11 protein-coding genes are annotated in these 18,057 nt (G+C 47.2%); 6 read left to right on the top strand and 5 right to left on the bottom strand.

What is annotated here, in order from left to right; translation table 11 throughout:
• Nucleotides 1–246: 246 nt before the first annotated feature.
• Nucleotides 247–2,268 (top strand): M48 family metalloprotease, encoded by a 2,022-nt coding sequence (locus RH949_RS19340; RefSeq protein ID WP_446355392.1) that lies wholly within the window; start codon nucleotides 247–249, stop codon nucleotides 2,266–2,268.
• A gap of 449 nt (nucleotides 2,269–2,717) precedes the next feature.
• On the opposite strand, the gene RH949_RS19335 is transcribed toward RH949_RS19340, so the two are convergent.
• The 4 genes from RH949_RS19335 to RH949_RS19320 form a co-directional block, all read right to left on the bottom strand.
• The gene (locus RH949_RS19335; RefSeq protein WP_446355390.1) at nucleotides 2,718–3,767 is read right to left on the bottom strand and encodes an S-layer homology domain-containing protein; all 1,050 of its coding nucleotides are present in this window, start codon (nucleotides 3,765–3,767) and stop codon (nucleotides 2,718–2,720) included.
• Nucleotides 3,768–3,864: 97 nt separating this feature from the next.
• Complete coding sequence (locus RH949_RS19330) at nucleotides 3,865–4,488, bottom strand: (2Fe-2S) ferredoxin domain-containing protein (protein WP_006105843.1); 624 nt, start codon at nucleotides 4,486–4,488, stop codon at nucleotides 3,865–3,867.
• A gap of 195 nt (nucleotides 4,489–4,683) precedes the next feature.
• Nucleotides 4,684–6,237, bottom strand: coding sequence for a hypothetical protein (locus tag RH949_RS19325; protein WP_446355388.1), 1,554 nt, complete (start codon nucleotides 6,235–6,237; stop codon nucleotides 4,684–4,686).
• Between the two features lie 162 nt (nucleotides 6,238–6,399).
• A complete protein-coding gene (locus RH949_RS19320) occupies nucleotides 6,400–7,572 on the bottom strand; it encodes a HetZ-related protein 2 (protein WP_446355386.1) in 1,173 nt (390 codons plus the stop codon).
• A 555-nt stretch (nucleotides 7,573–8,127) separates the two neighbouring features.
• On the opposite strand from RH949_RS19320, the gene smc reads away from it, so the two are divergent.
• From smc to RH949_RS19295, 5 genes are all read left to right on the top strand, one after another.
• A complete protein-coding gene (smc, locus tag RH949_RS19315; RefSeq protein ID WP_446355384.1) occupies nucleotides 8,128–11,952 on the top strand; it encodes a chromosome segregation protein SMC in 3,825 nt (1,274 codons plus the stop codon).
• An 81-nt stretch (nucleotides 11,953–12,033) separates the two neighbouring features.
• A complete protein-coding gene (locus tag RH949_RS19310; RefSeq protein WP_006105876.1) occupies nucleotides 12,034–13,041 on the top strand; it encodes a PRC-barrel domain-containing protein in 1,008 nt (335 codons plus the stop codon).
• A 521-nt stretch (nucleotides 13,042–13,562) separates the two neighbouring features.
• Nucleotides 13,563–14,114 carry a hypothetical protein gene (locus tag RH949_RS19305; RefSeq protein WP_446342933.1) on the top strand — a complete coding sequence of 184 codons (552 nt, stop codon included), beginning with the start codon at nucleotides 13,563–13,565 and terminating at the stop codon, nucleotides 14,112–14,114.
• 2 nt (nucleotides 14,115–14,116) lie between these two features.
• Nucleotides 14,117–14,467, top strand: coding sequence for a hypothetical protein (locus RH949_RS19300; protein ID WP_446355382.1), 351 nt, complete (start codon nucleotides 14,117–14,119; stop codon nucleotides 14,465–14,467).
• Nucleotides 14,468–15,583: 1,116 nt separating this feature from the next.
• Entirely contained in the window at nucleotides 15,584–16,249 is a 666-nt protein-coding gene (locus tag RH949_RS19295) for a hypothetical protein (protein ID WP_446355380.1), read from the top strand.
• Nucleotides 16,250–16,378: 129 nt separating this feature from the next.
• Here the strand turns inward: RH949_RS19295 and dacB are convergent, their stop codons facing one another.
• Nucleotides 16,379–17,926: a D-alanyl-D-alanine carboxypeptidase/D-alanyl-D-alanine endopeptidase gene (gene dacB / locus RH949_RS19290; RefSeq protein WP_446355378.1), complete on the bottom strand. Its 1,548-nt coding sequence runs from the start codon at nucleotides 17,924–17,926 to the stop codon at nucleotides 16,379–16,381.
• Nucleotides 17,927–18,057 lie beyond the last annotated feature (131 nt).

Genomic DNA, 18,057 nt, shown 5'->3' with positions numbered 1-18,057 from the left:
GGTGCAACGTGCAAGACCGTCACACAAAGTCGAGTAGCTGCTTCTTGGGGAGTTAAACTAGACATTCCTGTATTATATCATCAAAAATGTCTAGTTATGTCAATGATTGTCTAGATATTTACGGACTGTTAGTTAACCCTCATTCAGCCCGAACTAAGCTACCCTAATTAATTAGGTAGAGCCAACTAGCGCCACTGCCTCATTGCTACAATCACACCCAACCGAGCAATCCCTGGAGATCGGCTGATGAAACTGCTCTGGAATTCCCTTTTACTCTCCTTAGGCATCCTACTGCCAACTTCAACCTCTATCGTTTTAGCCGAGTCTGCGAAAACCCCTGAATCCATTGGTTCTACTCAGAATCTCACCATTTCAGATTCCCCAATTGAGCCAATTGTTCAGACGCCAGATCCACTGCATCACCCGATGCAGATCGGATTACCTGAACAAGTCACGGTTGAACACCAATTACCCACAAACAGGGCGGAAGCGATCGCGATTCCAGAGACTCCCTCAGCCGCTTCCACTTCAGTTATCGTCGCTGAGGATTCCTCGGAAACGCCAAAAACTATCGTCATTCCAGAGGCTGTACCCACTTCAATTCCCTCAACCCCCTCTGAGGAAATACCACCAGAGTTCACGACTCAATCTCCCCCATCCACAGTTGAAGACTCTACTGATACAGCAGAGACGACATCAACTCCAGAAACCGTCAGCGATGACTCGACTGATGTAGAAGAAGACACCGAAACTACAGCGCCAGACTCTATCGAAGTCGAGACGACAGAAACCTCAGAAACCGCCAGCGATGACTCGACTGATGTAGAAGAAGACACCGAAACTACCGCAGAAATCCCCGAACTGACGCCTGAAGAACGAGAACGTCAGCAACAGTTGATTGAAGCCGATCGCCTTTACATGAGCGGTCAATTTACCGCTGCTCAACAGCTTTATCGGGAAGCCAAAGCCTCTTTTGACACGGAAGCAGCCCTAGAGAAACCCGTCGCTATCTATGAGCCGAGTGAACTCTCACCTGCGGGTGCGGTGTATTGGCGTCAGTCTGAGGAAGGGTTAGAACAGGAACTAGAAACCAAGATTCTTGTCCCCCTCCAGTTTTTAGTCGAACAGCAACCAGAATTTATTCCCGGTCATTTGCGCTATGCTCAAACCCTCCAGGAGTACGATCGCCAGGAGGAGGCGATTCAGGTATTGGAACGGGCGACAACCTTATATCCCAATGAGCCAGATTTAATTAAAGCCAAAGTTACCGCCCTAGCCGATACCAAACGCTGGTTAGAAGCCTCCCTCGCCGCCCGTCAATTTGCCATGCTCAACTTCAATCATCCCCAAGCGGCGGAATTTGAAGTGCTAGCGGAGGAGAATTTGGAACGCTATCGATCGCGCTTGCGGGGTGAACTGAGAGGAAACGCGATCGCGAATGTGATTACGGGGGCGTTGGGTTATATTTTTACCGGGAATCTCTTTGGTCCGATTTCGGCAATTGAAACCACCACGTTAATGCTGCGCGGTGAATCCGCCGTGGGTGAAAGCTTCGCCGGAAGGGTACAAAAGCAACTCCCTATGGTTGAAGATGAACAGGTGCTGGAGTATGTCCAGGAAATTGGCAACAAACTCGCGATCGTAGCGGGGCGGGATGAGTTTGAGTATCAGTTTTATGTGGTCATGGATGACCAACTGAATGCCTTTGCTTTACCAGGTGGAAAGATATTTGTCAATGCTGGCGCGATTCTGAAAACGGATTCTGAGGCGGAGTTAGCGGGGTTATTGGCTCATGAACTGGCTCATGCGGTATTATCCCATGGTTTCCAGTTGGTAACGGAGGGGAATTTGATTGCCAATGTTACCCAATATATTCCCTTTGGTCGCACCGCTACAAATTTAATTGTTCTCGACTATAGCCGGGACATGGAACGTCAGGCTGATGCATTGGGAACAAAGATTTTAGTCGCTGGCGGCTATGCAGCGGATGGACTGCATAATCTCATGATTACGTTAAACGAAGAAGACCGCGATCGCCCCTTATTTGCATGGCTGTCTACTCACCCGAATACAGAGGAACGGATTAGCAATATTGAAACCCTCATTGAGCGCAATGGCTACAACCGTTATACCTACGAAGGCGTCGCCCGACATTTGCAGATTCAAGAGCGAGTGGCGCAATTGCTCAAGGAATACGAAGCGCAACAGGAATGTGAAGAAAATGATGATGAGGAGTGTGAACAGAAGGAGGACACCTTAGAAGAATAGTATTCTAGCAAAAGGGATTGACTTCTCCGCTGGTTAAAACGCGGGGGATTCTAAGAGGATACTACGGGACGGGCTGAAGCCGCGTCCCTTCGTTTCATCTTCTTAGAGTTCCAGAGAAAAACCCTGGATGGCGCAGTAATATAGCGCTACGCGCTAGGCAATAGGCAATAGTGAAGACAAAAGCTTACTCAAATTGAGTTAATCTGGGAAAAAGTGGGATCAAGGGGGGGTAAGGGTTGGGTATGATCAGATTGAGACATAGTAGAGATAGAGTGCGATCTCGCTAGAGTATTAGTATTATCTATTCCTTGACTTTTCCTTAGCACCTGTAGGGGTACGGCATTGCCGTACCCCTACTACATCACTAACATAAATGCCTTTCCAGAAAAATAATAAGCTTGGTGTCAGGAAATCAGTCTTTTTTCATTATCCCTATCTAACATTCTCAATCAAGGATTAACCACATACTCAGACGTTACAGCATCTGCTTTCCCAGCTTCGACTAAAGCCTGATAAACCATCGCCGCTACCTCAGCGCGAGTTGCATCTTGAGTCGGATTGAGAGACTCAGTATTTGGATAATTCACCACAATACCCGCTTCTGTTGCCGCACTGACTTTTTCACGCGCATACTCTGGAATCTGATTTGAATCCTGATATGTTTGTAACACCTCCTGAGGAGATTGATTTGCTTCTAACCCCAATCCACTCGCTAGTGCCACTAAAACTTGTACTTTAGGAATCGGTTGCTTGGGTTGAAAGGTATTATTAGGATAGCCACGCAAAAAATTAGTTTTGCTGGTTTCCTGAATCGCAGACCATGCCCAAAAGTCTGAAGATATGTCCTTAAAGTTGGGTGTCTCTAAGGTGGGTTGTTGATCAAAAGCGCTTCTTAACAACGCCGCAAATTCTGCCCGAGTGATCGAACTATTCGGTTTAAACGTATTATCTTCTGGAAAGCCGCTCATAATATCCCGCTGCACCAGAGCGGTAATATAAGGACTTGCCCAATAGTCATCTGGAACATCGGCAAACTTCACGGCTGCATCAGGCGTTTCCGTTGGGGTTGGTGTCGGTGTTGCTTCCGGAGTTTCCGTGGGTATTTCTGCTGTTTCTGTCGTGGGAGCTGAGACAATCGGAGCAAGAGGAACAGCTCTAGCTATTTCCGGAAACGCCTCGTCTTCATCAATGGATTCGGGTGCAGCAGCTACGGCTGGAGAAGGTGAAGGGGAGTCTGTTGCCAAAGGAGCGCTGCTGAGGGTTTCGCGAGTGGGAATCTCCTCAGCTATCGGAGAAGTTACTTTTGGCTCTTCTGGTGCTTCTGTTTTTGGTTCAGAGGTGAGTGAGCCAATCCACTGCTGTAGGTTCAATCCCTTTTGCCGTTGACCCAATACTCCAATCAAAATCCCACCGATAGTGATAACGGCGATAATTATACCAATCCATTCCTCCAAACCTAGTGGAGAGGAGTCCGAATCGGGTGGCGGTAGATTTCTCATTATGCACCTTGTTTAACTGGCAACAACACTAAGAAAGCAAGGGGAATCAGAGAATTTTTTCGGTTGTCTGAATTCTTGACCCCCCAATCCCCCAGTATTAGCCTCCACATCTGACGGTAGAGCGTTGGGATACATTTGCCTCTGGCTTGAGTTTACTGCCAAAGTGCTTATCCACTAGCGTCGGTACGTCTTCGGGAGCCACCTTATTGTACCGGGCTTTGTCTGGCATCACTACCATACATGGACCTTTTTTACACTGCTTCATACAGCCTGTGTCTTTAATCGCTACTTGGTCATCAAGGTTGCGATCGCGCAAGGTGTTGTTCATCACTTGATGGACTTTTGCCGCACCGCGCTTGCGACAGGATGACTTTTTACACACCATGACGCTGGCTTTGGTTTTCTGGGGAGACGGTTGCAAAAGTTTCTCATATTGCTGAGATGCTGACGGGGTTTTCAATGTCACCCGCTCGGCTTTGAGTTTCAATTCCCCACGTTTGGGTTTGTACTTCTGTTTGCCATAGACTTCTATCGGATCTCCGGGTTTGAGGATTTCAGGTAGAGATTCCCGTAAGGGTTTAGCCAGCTTGATATATCGTTCACCTGCTTCTGTATTTACCCACAGCAACTTGGGTTTTTTGCCAGCTTTACCCAGAAATTTGACAAACTGTCCCTCTAGCTTGAAGGGGCTGACTTGTTTCTTTTTATATGATTTACCCATGAAAGTACTCCAATGTCTCCCCCTAACCGTAGCGCTAATTGATAAAACATGTCATCTATTTTTCGTAAGAGTTCTTCATAAGTCGTTACAAATGAGTGGGAGCCATGTAGAGACGTGCCATGGCGCGTCTGGGAGCAGGTAGCTGTAGAGACGTAACATGCTACGTCTGGAAGCAGAGGGAGATGGGGGTGGATTTCAGTTGTCCTGCTGATCCATGGGATTGTGCATCAGGGTTTCGAGTTGTGTGTCGAGATGGTGTAAGAGTTGGTTCAGGGTTGGTAGGGTTTCCACCGGCGGAATGGAATAGCGATAAGAGCGATCGCGGATTTCATTGAGCTTGTGCTGGAGTTGTCCGGCAAGTTTAATCGCCTCCTGACCCAATCGTTCCACCTTTTGTTGTTGATAGAAGTTTAAAGGCGCTCCTCGCAAGAGTTGTAGCGTTGCCTCTTCCCCATGAGTACCGGGTACTAGCCGCAAACACAATAGGAGGGATTCTTGTTGATAGAGTCGCTCACTTTCGATCTGTTTGGGTTGGGTAATGGGCTGCAACGGCAGGTTAACTAAGCGCTTAAGCTCAATAATGATATCTTCAAAAACAGATACGCTTAATTTATCCAAGACAGACTGGGAAGAGCTATCCTGGCGCAAAACAACCCGACCCCGCTCAGATTGTCGCTGAAAATACAGCCGACCAATTCCCCCCTGCAACAGCCGCCCTAACAACTCTTCCACAATTTGATGGGGGGCTAAGGTTGCCAAAAACGCGATCGGACGAGATAAATAGACAGGGTTTACATCCAAGGGTAAAAGAGCTTTAGTTGGGAGTGACCTTTGGAAAACTGGCGTCAGCGCCGTCTGAGTCGATACCGTTTTGCCAGAAGGAGGCGGTGGTTGGGCTGGGGAGTGATTAGACGATTGTGACGTCGGTTGAGGCGTTGGCGTTGATGGCTGGCTATCCTCGTGGTTAGATATTTCAGAGGATTGGTTTAATTCGTCCTGGAGTTGACGGATATCATCGATAATCAGTGTCGGGTGAGATTCGCTAGCCGAAGAATTATTATTGGTTTTCGCCGCCGCTTTTGATTCCTCAGGCTGCACCGCCTCATTTTCAGTTTGGCTCACCTCATGGCTGGTTGGAGGTTGAGAGGATTTCGCTGCGTTAGCGGCGGAGGTTGATGGCTGGGGTTCAGTTGTCTCATCCTCCGTTAAATGGGCAGCATCACTCGGTTGCGATTGAGACGCTACTGGGGTAGAGTTGTGTTTCTGTGCCGCCGCTTGAGGAGAAGGGGTTGACGGCTCAGGCTGATTCGCCTCATCTTCAGCTAAACTGGCATCATCAATAATTAGCGTTGCTTGTTCCGACCGAGGAATGGACTGTTGGCGCTCAGAGCGTTGCCTTTTCGGTGCTGTGTCGCGATGACCTTGATTTAAATAGGCAGACAACATCGCTGTATGAGTGTTGGCGGTAATCTGTTCGACTTTGAGGGAACAGTTCATAAACGCCAGAATGCGACGGACATAATCAAGAGCCGTGGAGTCGTGGGTATCCACTATACCAAGCTTCAGGTACTTGCCTTCGAGAGACAGGGGCAAGAATTGATGAAATAGACAGGCTTCAAAAGGCAGAATACTATCAATCAGCCGAAACATTTGCTCAGTATCCACGCCAGATAGTTCTGACGCTTGAGAGGATGATTTAGACTGAACAGGAGTGTCCGCTCGTTCTGGGTCCTGTGGTGAGGGTAACATAGTAATTTCTCCAGCCTGAGTATCAATCGGTTCAGATGCCCCAGGAGTCAGATAATATAGACTTTCCGGTTTGGGATTGGCAAAAAGGTTAGCTGTGAACCCGACTTAAATTTTTAACAACGTTGGTTAGGGAATACACGGAATTGGCAAATGATCAACGTTCTAGGAAGAGCTACGGATGTCTTGAGCCGCTAAGTAGAGCTTACTCCATTCGCCAAGTGCCTGGTTATACTTCCAATTTAGATCCTTGGCAATGACATCGAGCGTTTTACCAGTTCTCAATTGTTGAAGCAACTGGTGCTGTTGGTCGGTGAGACTTTGCCAATAGTCTTGCCACTGTATGGGAGTTAACCCTAAGTTATGCTCCTTTAAGGATACCTCTAACCAACTGGCGACTAATTCCGGCTTAACTTTCAGGGAAAAGACGCGAATGGCATGGTAACTGATTTTTTCTCGCAAGCGATAAACCTTTTGGATCGGCAAGCCTAACGTCTTAGCGATCTCCTCTTGAGATTTCCCTTGCAGATACAGGCGTAACCATTGGGCGGCTTGGGCACCAACGTTTTGGTCGAGGTAGGTTTCAAATTCTTGGCGTACTGATAGACGCAGCGCTTGTTGCTCTTGCCAGCCTTGAGTCTCTTGATAATCCGCGATCGCTTGATTATCTAATAAACTCACCGGAGCATCGGTATCATCGGAGGTAATCGACTCGGAGACAAATCGCACATTTTCCCCGCCCGGTAGATGCGTCATTCCACCGCGTCCCGATCGCTTGAGAAAATTGACGAATCGATAGACAACCAACGGCTGATTGCGGATCGGACGCATACAATATTCTTCAAGGGTGGTGAGTAAGAGGGCGTCGCGTAAATGAATATCTTCACTACATTGGGCAATCCAACCAATCTGCCCTTGGATATAGCGATCGCTGTTTAATAATTCCTGAATCACTTCTTGTAAGACATCCACCACAGCCCGTTGGCGATCGCGACTCAGAGACACCCACGTCCGGATTTTATTCCGTAACGTCATTAAACTCGCTAACCGACTCGTCAAATTGCGATAGGCTTGCTCTGGAGTAACCCCCAAATAGCGCTGACGTAAAATCCGATAGCGATAGTTCATCGCTTGGCAGACAATCTTGAGTTTGTCGGGTAGTAGGTGGTTTAACCGTTCCCTGTTTTCTCCCAGTAACCAGTGGACAATGCTGGTTCTGATCCCTGGGCAATAGCCTGGATAGTCATTGGCTAAACGCTGTTGCCACTCTTGTTCGAGTTGATCTGCCAACCTTTCCATCAGATGGCACTCCTCTAACCCCTGTTTTAATGTTTGCATAACAACTCCCCTTTCGTTGCACTGACTGTTTTGATAGCATCTGCTGTTCTAATTTCATCATTTCTATCCTGAAATAGAAGTGATCGCCCTCCTGTGTTGCTTACAAGACAGTCACATCAGTATTTTGACCCAGAGTACGCCCTCGATGAGACTCGGATCTACCTTGAACGTGTTTTGGATCACAAGCCCCTAAAAATGTGTTCTCCCGGCTTAATGATTGCATTTTGTGAACTCAATGCGGGGCAACCGTTGGTATCGATCAGGTATAGGTTAAAACTCTCCAGATCAGGCTAGCATTTATCGCTCAGTGAGTCTCACGCACCACTCAATCAAACTGAAGGAAGCAGCAGATGGCACAACCCTTACAACAATTAGCCGAAAAGCAATAGCTTTCAAGCCCTGTAGACACAATCACCCTGTTCATTCCACCATCCTAGGGTTGAGCTTGTTTTATCCTATCGCGATCTCTGGAACAGGATAATATCTGTTAACCTGATCAACATTATTATTTTGATACACTCGTACCACACAGCGAACCTGAACTGACCTACACCTATGGTGCATGTTAAGCGCCTGGAACTCACTAATTTTAAATCCTTTGGCGGCACGACTCAAATTCCGATGCTGCCCGGATTTACTGTGGTTTCAGGACCTAATGGGTCAGGAAAATCCAATATCCTCGATGCTCTCCTCTTTTGTTTAGGGCTATCCAGTTCCAAGGGAATGCGGGCTGAACGTCTACCTGATCTGGTTAATCATAATAAAGAGCGACGGAGTACGGTTGAAGCCAGGGTTACGGTGACATTTGACCTATCTGACGCACCCGATATTCTAGGGGTAGAAGAGATACCGGAAAACTCGGAATCAGATGCAGAAAAGGAAGAGGAAACAGAAGAAGACAATCCCAACTCCCAACCCTTAACTCCCCAATCAACCGAATGGACTGTGACAAGGCGGCTGCGGGTGACTAAGCAAAACACCTACACCTCAACCTACTATATTAACGGTGAATCCTGCACGCTGACTCAACTGCACGAACAGCTTAACCGCCTGCGAGTCTATCCCGAAGGCTATAATGTGGTGTTACAAGGGGATGTTACTAGCATCATCTCCATGAACTCGCGAGAACGGCGGGAAATTATTGATGAATTAGCCGGAGTTGCCGCCTTTGACCGCAAAATTACCCAGACGAAAGATACCCTGAATGAGGTTAAAGAACGGGAAGATCGCTGTCGGATTATTGAAAAAGAACTGATCACCCAACGCGATCGCTTGGCGGCGGATCGGATTAAAGCAGAGAAATACAAAAAGCTGCGGGCGGAACTCCAGGAAAAACAACAATGGGAACTCGTCCTCAAATGGCGATCGCTTCAACAACAGGTGGCTCATCTTACCTCTCTGATGGAGAAAGGAGAACAGGATGAACGCCAGCTAACCCAGCAATTGCATACCATAGAATCCGAAATTCGTCAAGGAACTGAACAACTCGCAACCCTCAACACCCGTGTCAAAGCCTTAGGCGAAGAAGAACAAGTTGCCGTATCCGCCACCTTAGCCAGCCAAGACGCCGAACGCCGCCAGTTACAACGCCGCCAACAGGAACTTATTCAAAACCTGGCGGATACCGAGGCGAACCAACAAAACACCCAAAACGAGATTCAGCAACAGGAAGAACGTCTGCAACAGCTTCAGGCTGAACGCCACCATCTCGACACCCAAATTATCGCCTCACGCCGCCAAGAACGGGAGGCGGCTCAAACCGCCCTGAACGCCAGCCGAGAACAAGCGGATGCGATCGCCTCGGCTTCAGAAGCCTGGGTGCAGCACCAAAACACCCTCACCCGCCAAATTGAAGCTCGACTGCAAACCCTGAATCCCCAGCGCACTGAACAAGCCCAACTCCAAGAACGGCATAACCAACTTAGCCGCCAAATTGACGAACAAACCCAGCTATTAGAACGCATCGCCCCCGAACTTGCCAGCAAACAGACACAAGCGGCAGAATTAGAGGGGCAATTAAACGCCGTCTCGCAACAGATTCAAACCCTTGCCCAAACCTTAGCCGCTACGGAACAAGAGTTACAAACCCAACGGCAAACCCAAACCCGCCTCCTGTCCGAACAACGGGACAAACAGCGTCAACTGGATAAGTTAGAAGCCCAAGCACAGGCACAGCAAGAAGCCCAAGGCACTTATGCGACTAAAATTGTTCTTCAGGCGGATATCCCCGGCGTTCATGGTTTAGTCGCCCAACTCGGTCGCGTCGAACCCCACTACCAACTTGCCCTGGAAACCGCAGCCGGTGGGCGTTTGGGGCATGTCGTTGTCGAAGATGATGCCGTGGCGGCGGTGGGGATCGAACTGCTCAAACAAAAACGTGCGGGGAGAGCGACGTTTCTACCCTTAAATAAAATTAAACCGCCTCGATTCTCTCCCATTGTGGCACTGCGCCATGCTCAAGGGTTTATTGACTACGCGGTGCATTTAATCGATTGTGAACCTCGATACCAAACAATTTTTGCTTATGTATTTGGCTCGACGGTGGTGTTTGAAACCCTGAGTACAGCACGTCCCTATTTGGGTCAATGCCGGATTGTTACATTGGACGGAGAACTTTTAGAAAGTAGTGGGGCGATGACGGGGGGAAGTAGTAGTTATCGGTCTGGATTACATTTTGGTATTAGTGATACCAGTGATTCGGCGGAGATGATGGCGTTGAGGGATCGTCTCCAAGATATTGAAGCCATGTTAAAGCGCTGTGACGAATGGCTGGAACGGGAATCAGCCACGGCTAAACAATTGACGCAAACCCTGACAGATGCCAGGGAAACCCGCTCCCAGACCCAATTACGCCTAGAACAATCCCGCAAAGACATCCAAGGGCTAACGGAACAACAAACCCAAGTGCGATCGCTCCTTGCCAAAAATACCCAGGAAGTTCAAACGGCGGCGGAACGGTTGCAGCAGTTAAATCAGGATCTTCCCGCCCAAGAACGACAACTGCAAGCCTTACGCGAACAACTGGCGCAACTGGAAGCCGAGCAAACTCCCCAGGAATGGCAACAGATTCAGAGTCAAATTAAAACCCAGGAAGCCGTATTAGGCGATCGCGAACAGGCATTGCGGGAGGCGGAAAAACAACTGCAAGCCTTAGAGAATCAGCATCAGCGCACGAATGAAAAGCTGGCGACAAGTTATCAACGGATTGCCGAATATCAAACCCAACACCAATCAATCCAAGAACAGCAAGCCGAGATTAATCGTCAGCTTGAGGCAATTGACGTGCAAATTGGACAAACCCAAGCCCGATTAACCCAGCTAGAACAACGGTTAGGGGAAGCCAAACAAGAACGCGATCGCGTCGAGGCTATCCTCCGAAACCAACACCTCAACCAGCAAAAGCTGTCTTGGCAACGGCAAAAGCTTCAGGAAACCCAGGTGACAAGGCAGGAAAAACTGACTACCCTACAAACTCAACTTGAAATCCAACAGGCTGAATTACCTGATCCGTTGCCAGAGGTTTCCCTGATGGTAGAGACGGGAGATAAGGGAGATGGGGAAGATGGGGGAGATAAAGAAGCTAGTAGAGACATTCCGGCGGAACGTCTGGAAGATGAGGCTGGTAATCAACAGGGTGGCGAGGCGGGTTTAGTTCCATCTGGGAGCCAAGAAAACGATAGTCGTGAAACCCACCCCTACAGCATTTCCCAAATCACCGTTCAACTGGAGAAGCTGCAACGGGATATCCGCAATGGTCAAAAACGACTTGAGGCAATGGAACCCGTGAATATGTTAGCCTTGGAAGAATACGATCACACCCAAGCCCGTCTCCAGGAACTGTCGGAAAAACTGGCAACCCTAGAAGCGGAGCGGACTGAGCTATTGCTGCGAATTGAAAACTTTACTACCCTACGATTAAGAGCCTTCAAAGAATCCTTTGACGCGATTAATCAAAACTTCCAAACAATTTTTGCCGAACTCTCCGAGGGCGACGGGCATCTGCAACTGGATGACACCGACGATCCCTTTAACGGCGGACTTAACTTGGTGGCTCACCCCAAAGGCAAACCGGTGCAACGATTGGCGTCGATGTCCGGCGGCGAAAAATCTCTCACCGCCCTGAGTTTTATTTTCGCCCTACAACGGTATCGACCGTCACCATTCTATGCCTTTGACGAAGTTGACATGTTTCTCGATGGGGCAAATGTCGAGCGATTAGCTAGAATGATCAAACAACAGGCTAAACTTGCCCAATTTATCGTTGTTAGTTTGCGCCGACCTATGATTGAATCTGCCGAGCGCACCATTGGTGTTACCCAAGCGAGAGGAGCGTATACTCAAGTCTTAGGATTGAAATTAGGGTCTGCCAAACGGGACTGATGTAGATTATATGTGATTATTAGCCTTGATACTATTGATAACCATTCCAGCAGGAGTCGAGATTCAGGATTGCAAGACATAATGACAACTGAACTAATTCGTCAGCGCTCCGATTTTTTAAATACTCAGGTGATTACTCGCAATAACGGTAAGCGCCTCGGTGTCGTCAAGGAGCTGCTCGTAGATATTGATCGGCGCGAAGTTGTGGCATTAGGGTTACGAGACAACCTGCTCTCGCTGGCTGGAATGCCACAGTATATGCTCCTCAGCAGCATTCAACAAGTGGGTGATGTCATCCTGGTTGAGGATGAGGATGTGGTTGAGGATGTTGACGTTGATGCCTACAGTACGCTGATCAATAGCGAAGTGATTACCGAAACCGGTGAACTCTTAGGTCGGGTTCGAGGATTCAAGTTTAGCGTAGAAGATGGCAAGGTAGCGTCTTTGATTATTGCCTCCTTGGGATTACCCCAAATCCCGGATCAGGTGATTAGTACTTATGAATTACCGATTGAGGAAATTGTTAGCAGTGGTCCAGACCGCCTCATCGTCTTTGAAGGCGCTCAAGAACGGCTGATTCAGCTAACCGTGGGTATTCTAGAGCGGATGGGCATTGGCAATCCTCCTTGGGAGCGGGAAGAAGAGGAAGGCTACTATGCGCCCACCACCCGACCGGAAAATCAATTGGGGACAGGAATACCCGTTCGCACCCCGATTTCTCAACCCATCCAGACGGCTACGCCAGTCGAGGAACGGTGGGATGAGGATTGGCAAGAACCCGAACCGGAGCCGATACGTGAGCCGATACGCCAACAACGGGCAGAGCCAATTTATGCCGAAGCCCAACTAGAAGAGGATAATTGGGGGGATGAATGGGAAGATTCGTCTCAAGCAGCGCGTCGGTATGAAGACCCCCTTTATGCAGAACCCGAACCTTATGAGCCGCCGCACAAAGATGAGTACGCGGATTATGAGGTAGAAGGTGATGCTTGGGAAGATACTGTAGAGCGCGAACCCTATCAAGCACCGCCCGTTAATATTCCCGAAAAGACTAAAACCCCCGAATATGAGGAAGAGGCGGGTTATTAGGAGAGGATGGTAGAGAGTTTCCCCAAATTCTTTCTGGGCTAGGTTTTGCCGCTCAACGTTGACAAAAAAACTGATAACTGAGGTACACAGACAGATCCCCGACTTCTTGAAGAAGTCGGGGATCTTGCTTAGAGACTGTACATCATCAACCCGAAATCTGCTGTAAGCAAAATCGCCCTCAAGTGACCGTAGTATAAGGGTTGAGTAAAGTTTTTGTAAAATTTTGGCGATCGCTAAGTTTTTTACTGATAGAGAGGGAATACTGGAGAAAGAAGCATAAAGTACAACCATAACCCTCGAATTCAAACGTGAAACACTTCTGGGCGCGATCGCCGTTTCAAACATTATTGATTTTATTACACATCCCATGATGTCGCCAACACGGATGTTGCTCACGCCTAAACGTTGAGTTTTATCAGGTAAAGTTGAATAATACTTAGACACTCTCTTAGGCTAGAGATTCTTACAAGAGTATTAACAAATACACAGTTCTTCATTGTTAAATTTACAGGGTACAGGAGATGAACAAACAAGAACGCAATCGGTTAATTCAGCGGATCAGTCGGGCTTCAGGGGTTGCCCAATATGCCTTACAAAAGAAAATGACTGATGAGCAAATTAGCCAAGCGGCTCAACACTTGGACGTGTTGGAACTGGTAAAATCTGCCAATACTTACAACAGGTACTGTCAAGCCCAAAAAACCCGAGAGGCAAATGATAAGTTAAAGTCTTTCCTTGACCCCCAAAACTCTGAGATTGTTTCAGTGGGAAGGTGGTTAATCAACGCCCTTTCCCAGAACCGCTCTGATCGTAAGGAAACTCTTTTAGAGAGAGATTTGGTACATAAGGAAGACTACAACACCATGGTTTCCGATATGCGTCAAACTATTTCCGACATGGATCAGATGACGTTGGCATCCACGCAGGAGTCAGCCGATAAAATAAAAATTTTGGAAAAAAGAATTGATACTCTAAAAGGACAGTTATCTAGGATTGAAGAGTACATCCGTAACAATCATGGTGTTGCAGAGTGGAAAAGGATAAACGAGACGTTGATTTCAATGGGTAGATAATTATGAATATTGTTGATGGATTAAGTTATCGAGATTGGCAGCAAAGAAATACAGAATCCTTCTCTAAACTAGAGCGAGCAAAACAAAAGGAACTGCGATCTAAAGGGTATCGTAATATTGGTTGGAATCATGTTCAGAAGTCGTGGAGTCTATTGCAAACCTCATTCCAAGAGTTGAGTCTTTTTGATCACAAGTTGCGTAAAGGCGATTTAAGTGGGGCTATCAAGCACTCGATTCTAGAAGCTGAACAAGCGCAAGACATTGCATCTGAAGCCCTAGAGACTCTTGATAAAAACTACAAAAATGTTAAACAACTAGCTAACAAAGCCCTTGCTAAGTATCAACTCTTGTAAAAACAGTGCCAGATATGAATAAGAATGCCCTAAAGACTCTTTACAGAAGTTCAGATATCAACGATCTGTGGAAATATGGTGCAAACCAAAAGCTAATTAATCATCCGAGGTATGGGTCGATTAGCCCAAACGAGTATAGACAAAAGTTTAATCAGAAGCCTTGTCCCTTCTGTGGGAAAAAGATGGTACATGGGAAGTTCTCACACAGCACACAATCTCACCAAGAAGCGCTCAAAAGAGGCTATCAATATCAAGATGCGAATGGGGTAGATTGTATAAACAAGGCAGGAAACTATTACTTTCATCCTAATTACGTTACATTAGACCACAGAGTTAATAAAGCTCGATGTCCTGAATTGCTGTTTGAGTCAAGCAACCTTCAGATTATATGTTGGAAATGTAATCGAGAAAAAGGCGATAACAATAACTTTGAAGCTGAACACACCTTGAATTTTGTTCGTGATTTAGCCAAAGAAGCGCTCAATCGATATAAGCTCTTGTGATTGTGAGACCTTGGGGATATAGCACTACGAGGATACATCAGTTAGTCCAAGAGGGAACAGGGAATAGGAAACAGTTTCAACATCTCGACTTCGCTCAATGTTGACCCTGAGCGCAGCCGAAGGGTCAACCCCCTGATGGGGGAAGATTCTGCTTAAGCATCCTCGAAAAATGCCAGGATTTCCAGCTTATGGGTTTCTTTCGCCTTGCACCTGATGCACATTTAATCATCCCCTAACTCTTTATTTGTAAGGGTTTCAGGCTTGTGCAGCAAGCCCTAAATATTTATACGTAAAAAGTTTGCCAAGCTACCCAGGATTTTTGTACTACTTTGCATGCTACAACTTGACGTGCGGAATGTGGGCTATAAAAAATGACCCATGACCCTTGTCTGTGATTTATATTACATTTTTAAACAAAAAGAATCACTAATACCTTTAAGGATTGATCACTTAGAGTGATCGCCAAATCTTCGATATTAAAGTTTTGATAAAGAATTAAGGTCAAATTAACTCTGTAGAGGGGTAACGGACGATCAGGTTGAAGCGTAACCTTGATCAGGGTAGTTCTATTATTTTTTGTTGAGTCGATAAAGAGGTTCTTAACTAAACGACAATGTTACAAACTGCTATGTTTAGCGTACAAAGCCGAGGGATGTCAGAGTTTATTCAGTCAGAATTTCTCCAAGCGTTGCCACCCCGACAAGCCACTCCCAACTTGACTCTGACCCGTGTCCCTATCGATCCAACCTTATCATTTGAATTATGGACACCCAAGTGGACGCCTAGACTACGCGAGTTTAGCCCTGTAGAACTTAATCTGCTAGAGTGCGATCGCTCGCGTGTCAATCGGATTCTATCCAAGTTAACGTGGTTAATGGGCGCTATCTGTGTGCCAGAAGATGAGTTTGGAGTCGGAGACTGTCAACCCATCTATGACTGGGATGCAGTTCTGGAGTTTGTGACTCGTGAAGGTCGCTGTGTTAATCCAATTGTGACGCGGGTTGGGTTCAATCCCCAAACGATTATCCCCATTTATGATCGAAATCGCAAACAAGAGGGCATTATTCCGCCTCAAGCCTGGGAAATTTCACCGCCCCACTGGTCAATTATTTTTGATGACCTGATTCCAGGTGAAGACGGTTTTCAACTTAAACAAAGCGGCGATTGGATATCTGTGGAAATTTGGACAGGTAAACCTATACGTCGAGAAGTTAGAAGTGGCAAGTTTTATACCGAATATCATGATCTTTACGCCACGAGTCGGTTAGCCAAATTCTAAAGCTAGGGCGATTAAAATCGCTGCTACACAAACAAAGTCCGCCTACGCGGACTGGGTTATTACGGCGGTAGCCAACCCAGATTTGTTACAACACTAGAATTTCCTGTTCCCTGTTCCCTATTCCCTCTTTTAACAAGAACGCAACCGCGAAAGCAAAACCACAATTTCATCAATGGCTTGACGGATTGTACTCACTGATTGATTGGATTGATTCACCATAATACTAAACACCAACGGCTGATAATCGGGAACCTCCACATAGCCGGAAAGTGCCGACACGCCCGTCATGGTTCCCGTTTTAGCATACACTCGACCTTGGGCTGGGGTATTCTGAAAGCGCTGTCGTAGTGTTCCTTCTACCCCAGCCACGGCTAAGGAATCGCGATAGGATTGTGCCATCGGAGTTCGGGCGATCGCCTGTAGGGTTTGTACAATAGCCGTGGGACTTACTAGATTGTGGCGAGACAATCCTGAACCATCAGCAAGGACGTAGGATTCCGGTTCAACCCCTAATTCTGCTAAACTCGCTCTAATCTGTTCCCGTCCAGCCGTAGCCGTTGACTCATCCGCCTCTTTGTCAGTCACACCTAGCGATCGCAATAATGCTTCTGCATACAAATTATTACTTTGCTGATTGGTTTCAGTAATCAATTCACTCAGGGGAGGAGAGTCTACCGCCGCTAATTCAGTGTCTTCTTGAAAATTCGGTTCAGTCGTCACCAACCCTCGTTCCACCTGAATTCCAGAATCCGCTAACGCCCGACGGAAATGCTGGAGAAAATAGTCCCCCGGATCAGGAATTGCCACCGCCGTTAACCAAAGTCCTGCATCCGCTGCTAATTGACCACGTATTCGTAATAATGGTTTACCCAGCACCCCAGAAATATTAATTGATTCCGCTGGTTCGGCTTCAGTGGTAACGGTTTGATTTTCAATCTGCCATTGTTTTTCCGCAATGGGATCAGCCCAAGTAACGTTGAGGGGTTGTCCGACGTTTTGAGGAGTTAAGGTTAGTAATACCGCATTTTCATTGAGAATTAAACTATTGACAGCAGTCCCATAATAAAATTGAATATCTGACCATTCCCAGGTTGGGTTAACCGTGGGTTCACTAAAATAACGATCTTCGACAATCAGTTGATCCACCCGCCGAATCCCCTGACGCCGAAGCTGTTGGGCTAAGTCTTTTAACTGATCCGTATTTAAGCTAGGATCACCTCGCCCAATGACTCGTAATTGGGTGATCGTTCCATTTGAAGGGGTGCCATAAACAGAGGTGCGAATGCGAAAGTTAGCACCGAGTTGGGATAAAGCGGCGGCGGTGGTGAATAATTTGAGATTAGAGGCGGGGATAAAATAGCGATCGCGTTCACGACTATATAAGGGTGTGTCTGAGAATAGGGGTTGGATCAAGATACCCCAACGAGCATAATCAAATTCAGGACGATTGGCGATCGCGTTGATGGAGGCTTTGAGATCAGCCGGACAAATTGTCGGCGCTGTATCCGGGGAGGGTTCAACCGTTGTCGGCGCATCCGTTTGAGCCGTGACTGGGGTGGGTTGGGTGACAAGTTGTGCTTCGAGTAACAACAGCAACAGCAGCAGCAGTTGTGTGGGGTTAAACCTAGAGCGATAGGAACGTTGATTGGGTTTGAACGAGAAAAGGGAATTAAACATGGACAGAGTTTTTGGCTACCTCTGATACTGTACAAGCAATCAGGGCGTGTCTGAAAGCAGAGTTATAGAGGTGGGTGCAAGCCGTTTAATTTTGCCTATCTACCGATAACCGTTCCACGAAAACCCGCTCT

Origin of the sequence: Coleofasciculus sp. A1-SPW-01 (genome assembly GCF_040217205.1) — a bacterium.
Taxonomy (GTDB): domain Bacteria; phylum Cyanobacteriota; class Cyanobacteriia; order Cyanobacteriales; family Coleofasciculaceae; genus Coleofasciculus; species Coleofasciculus chthonoplastes_A.
This window is presented reverse-complemented; position numbering and strand designations above follow the sequence as displayed.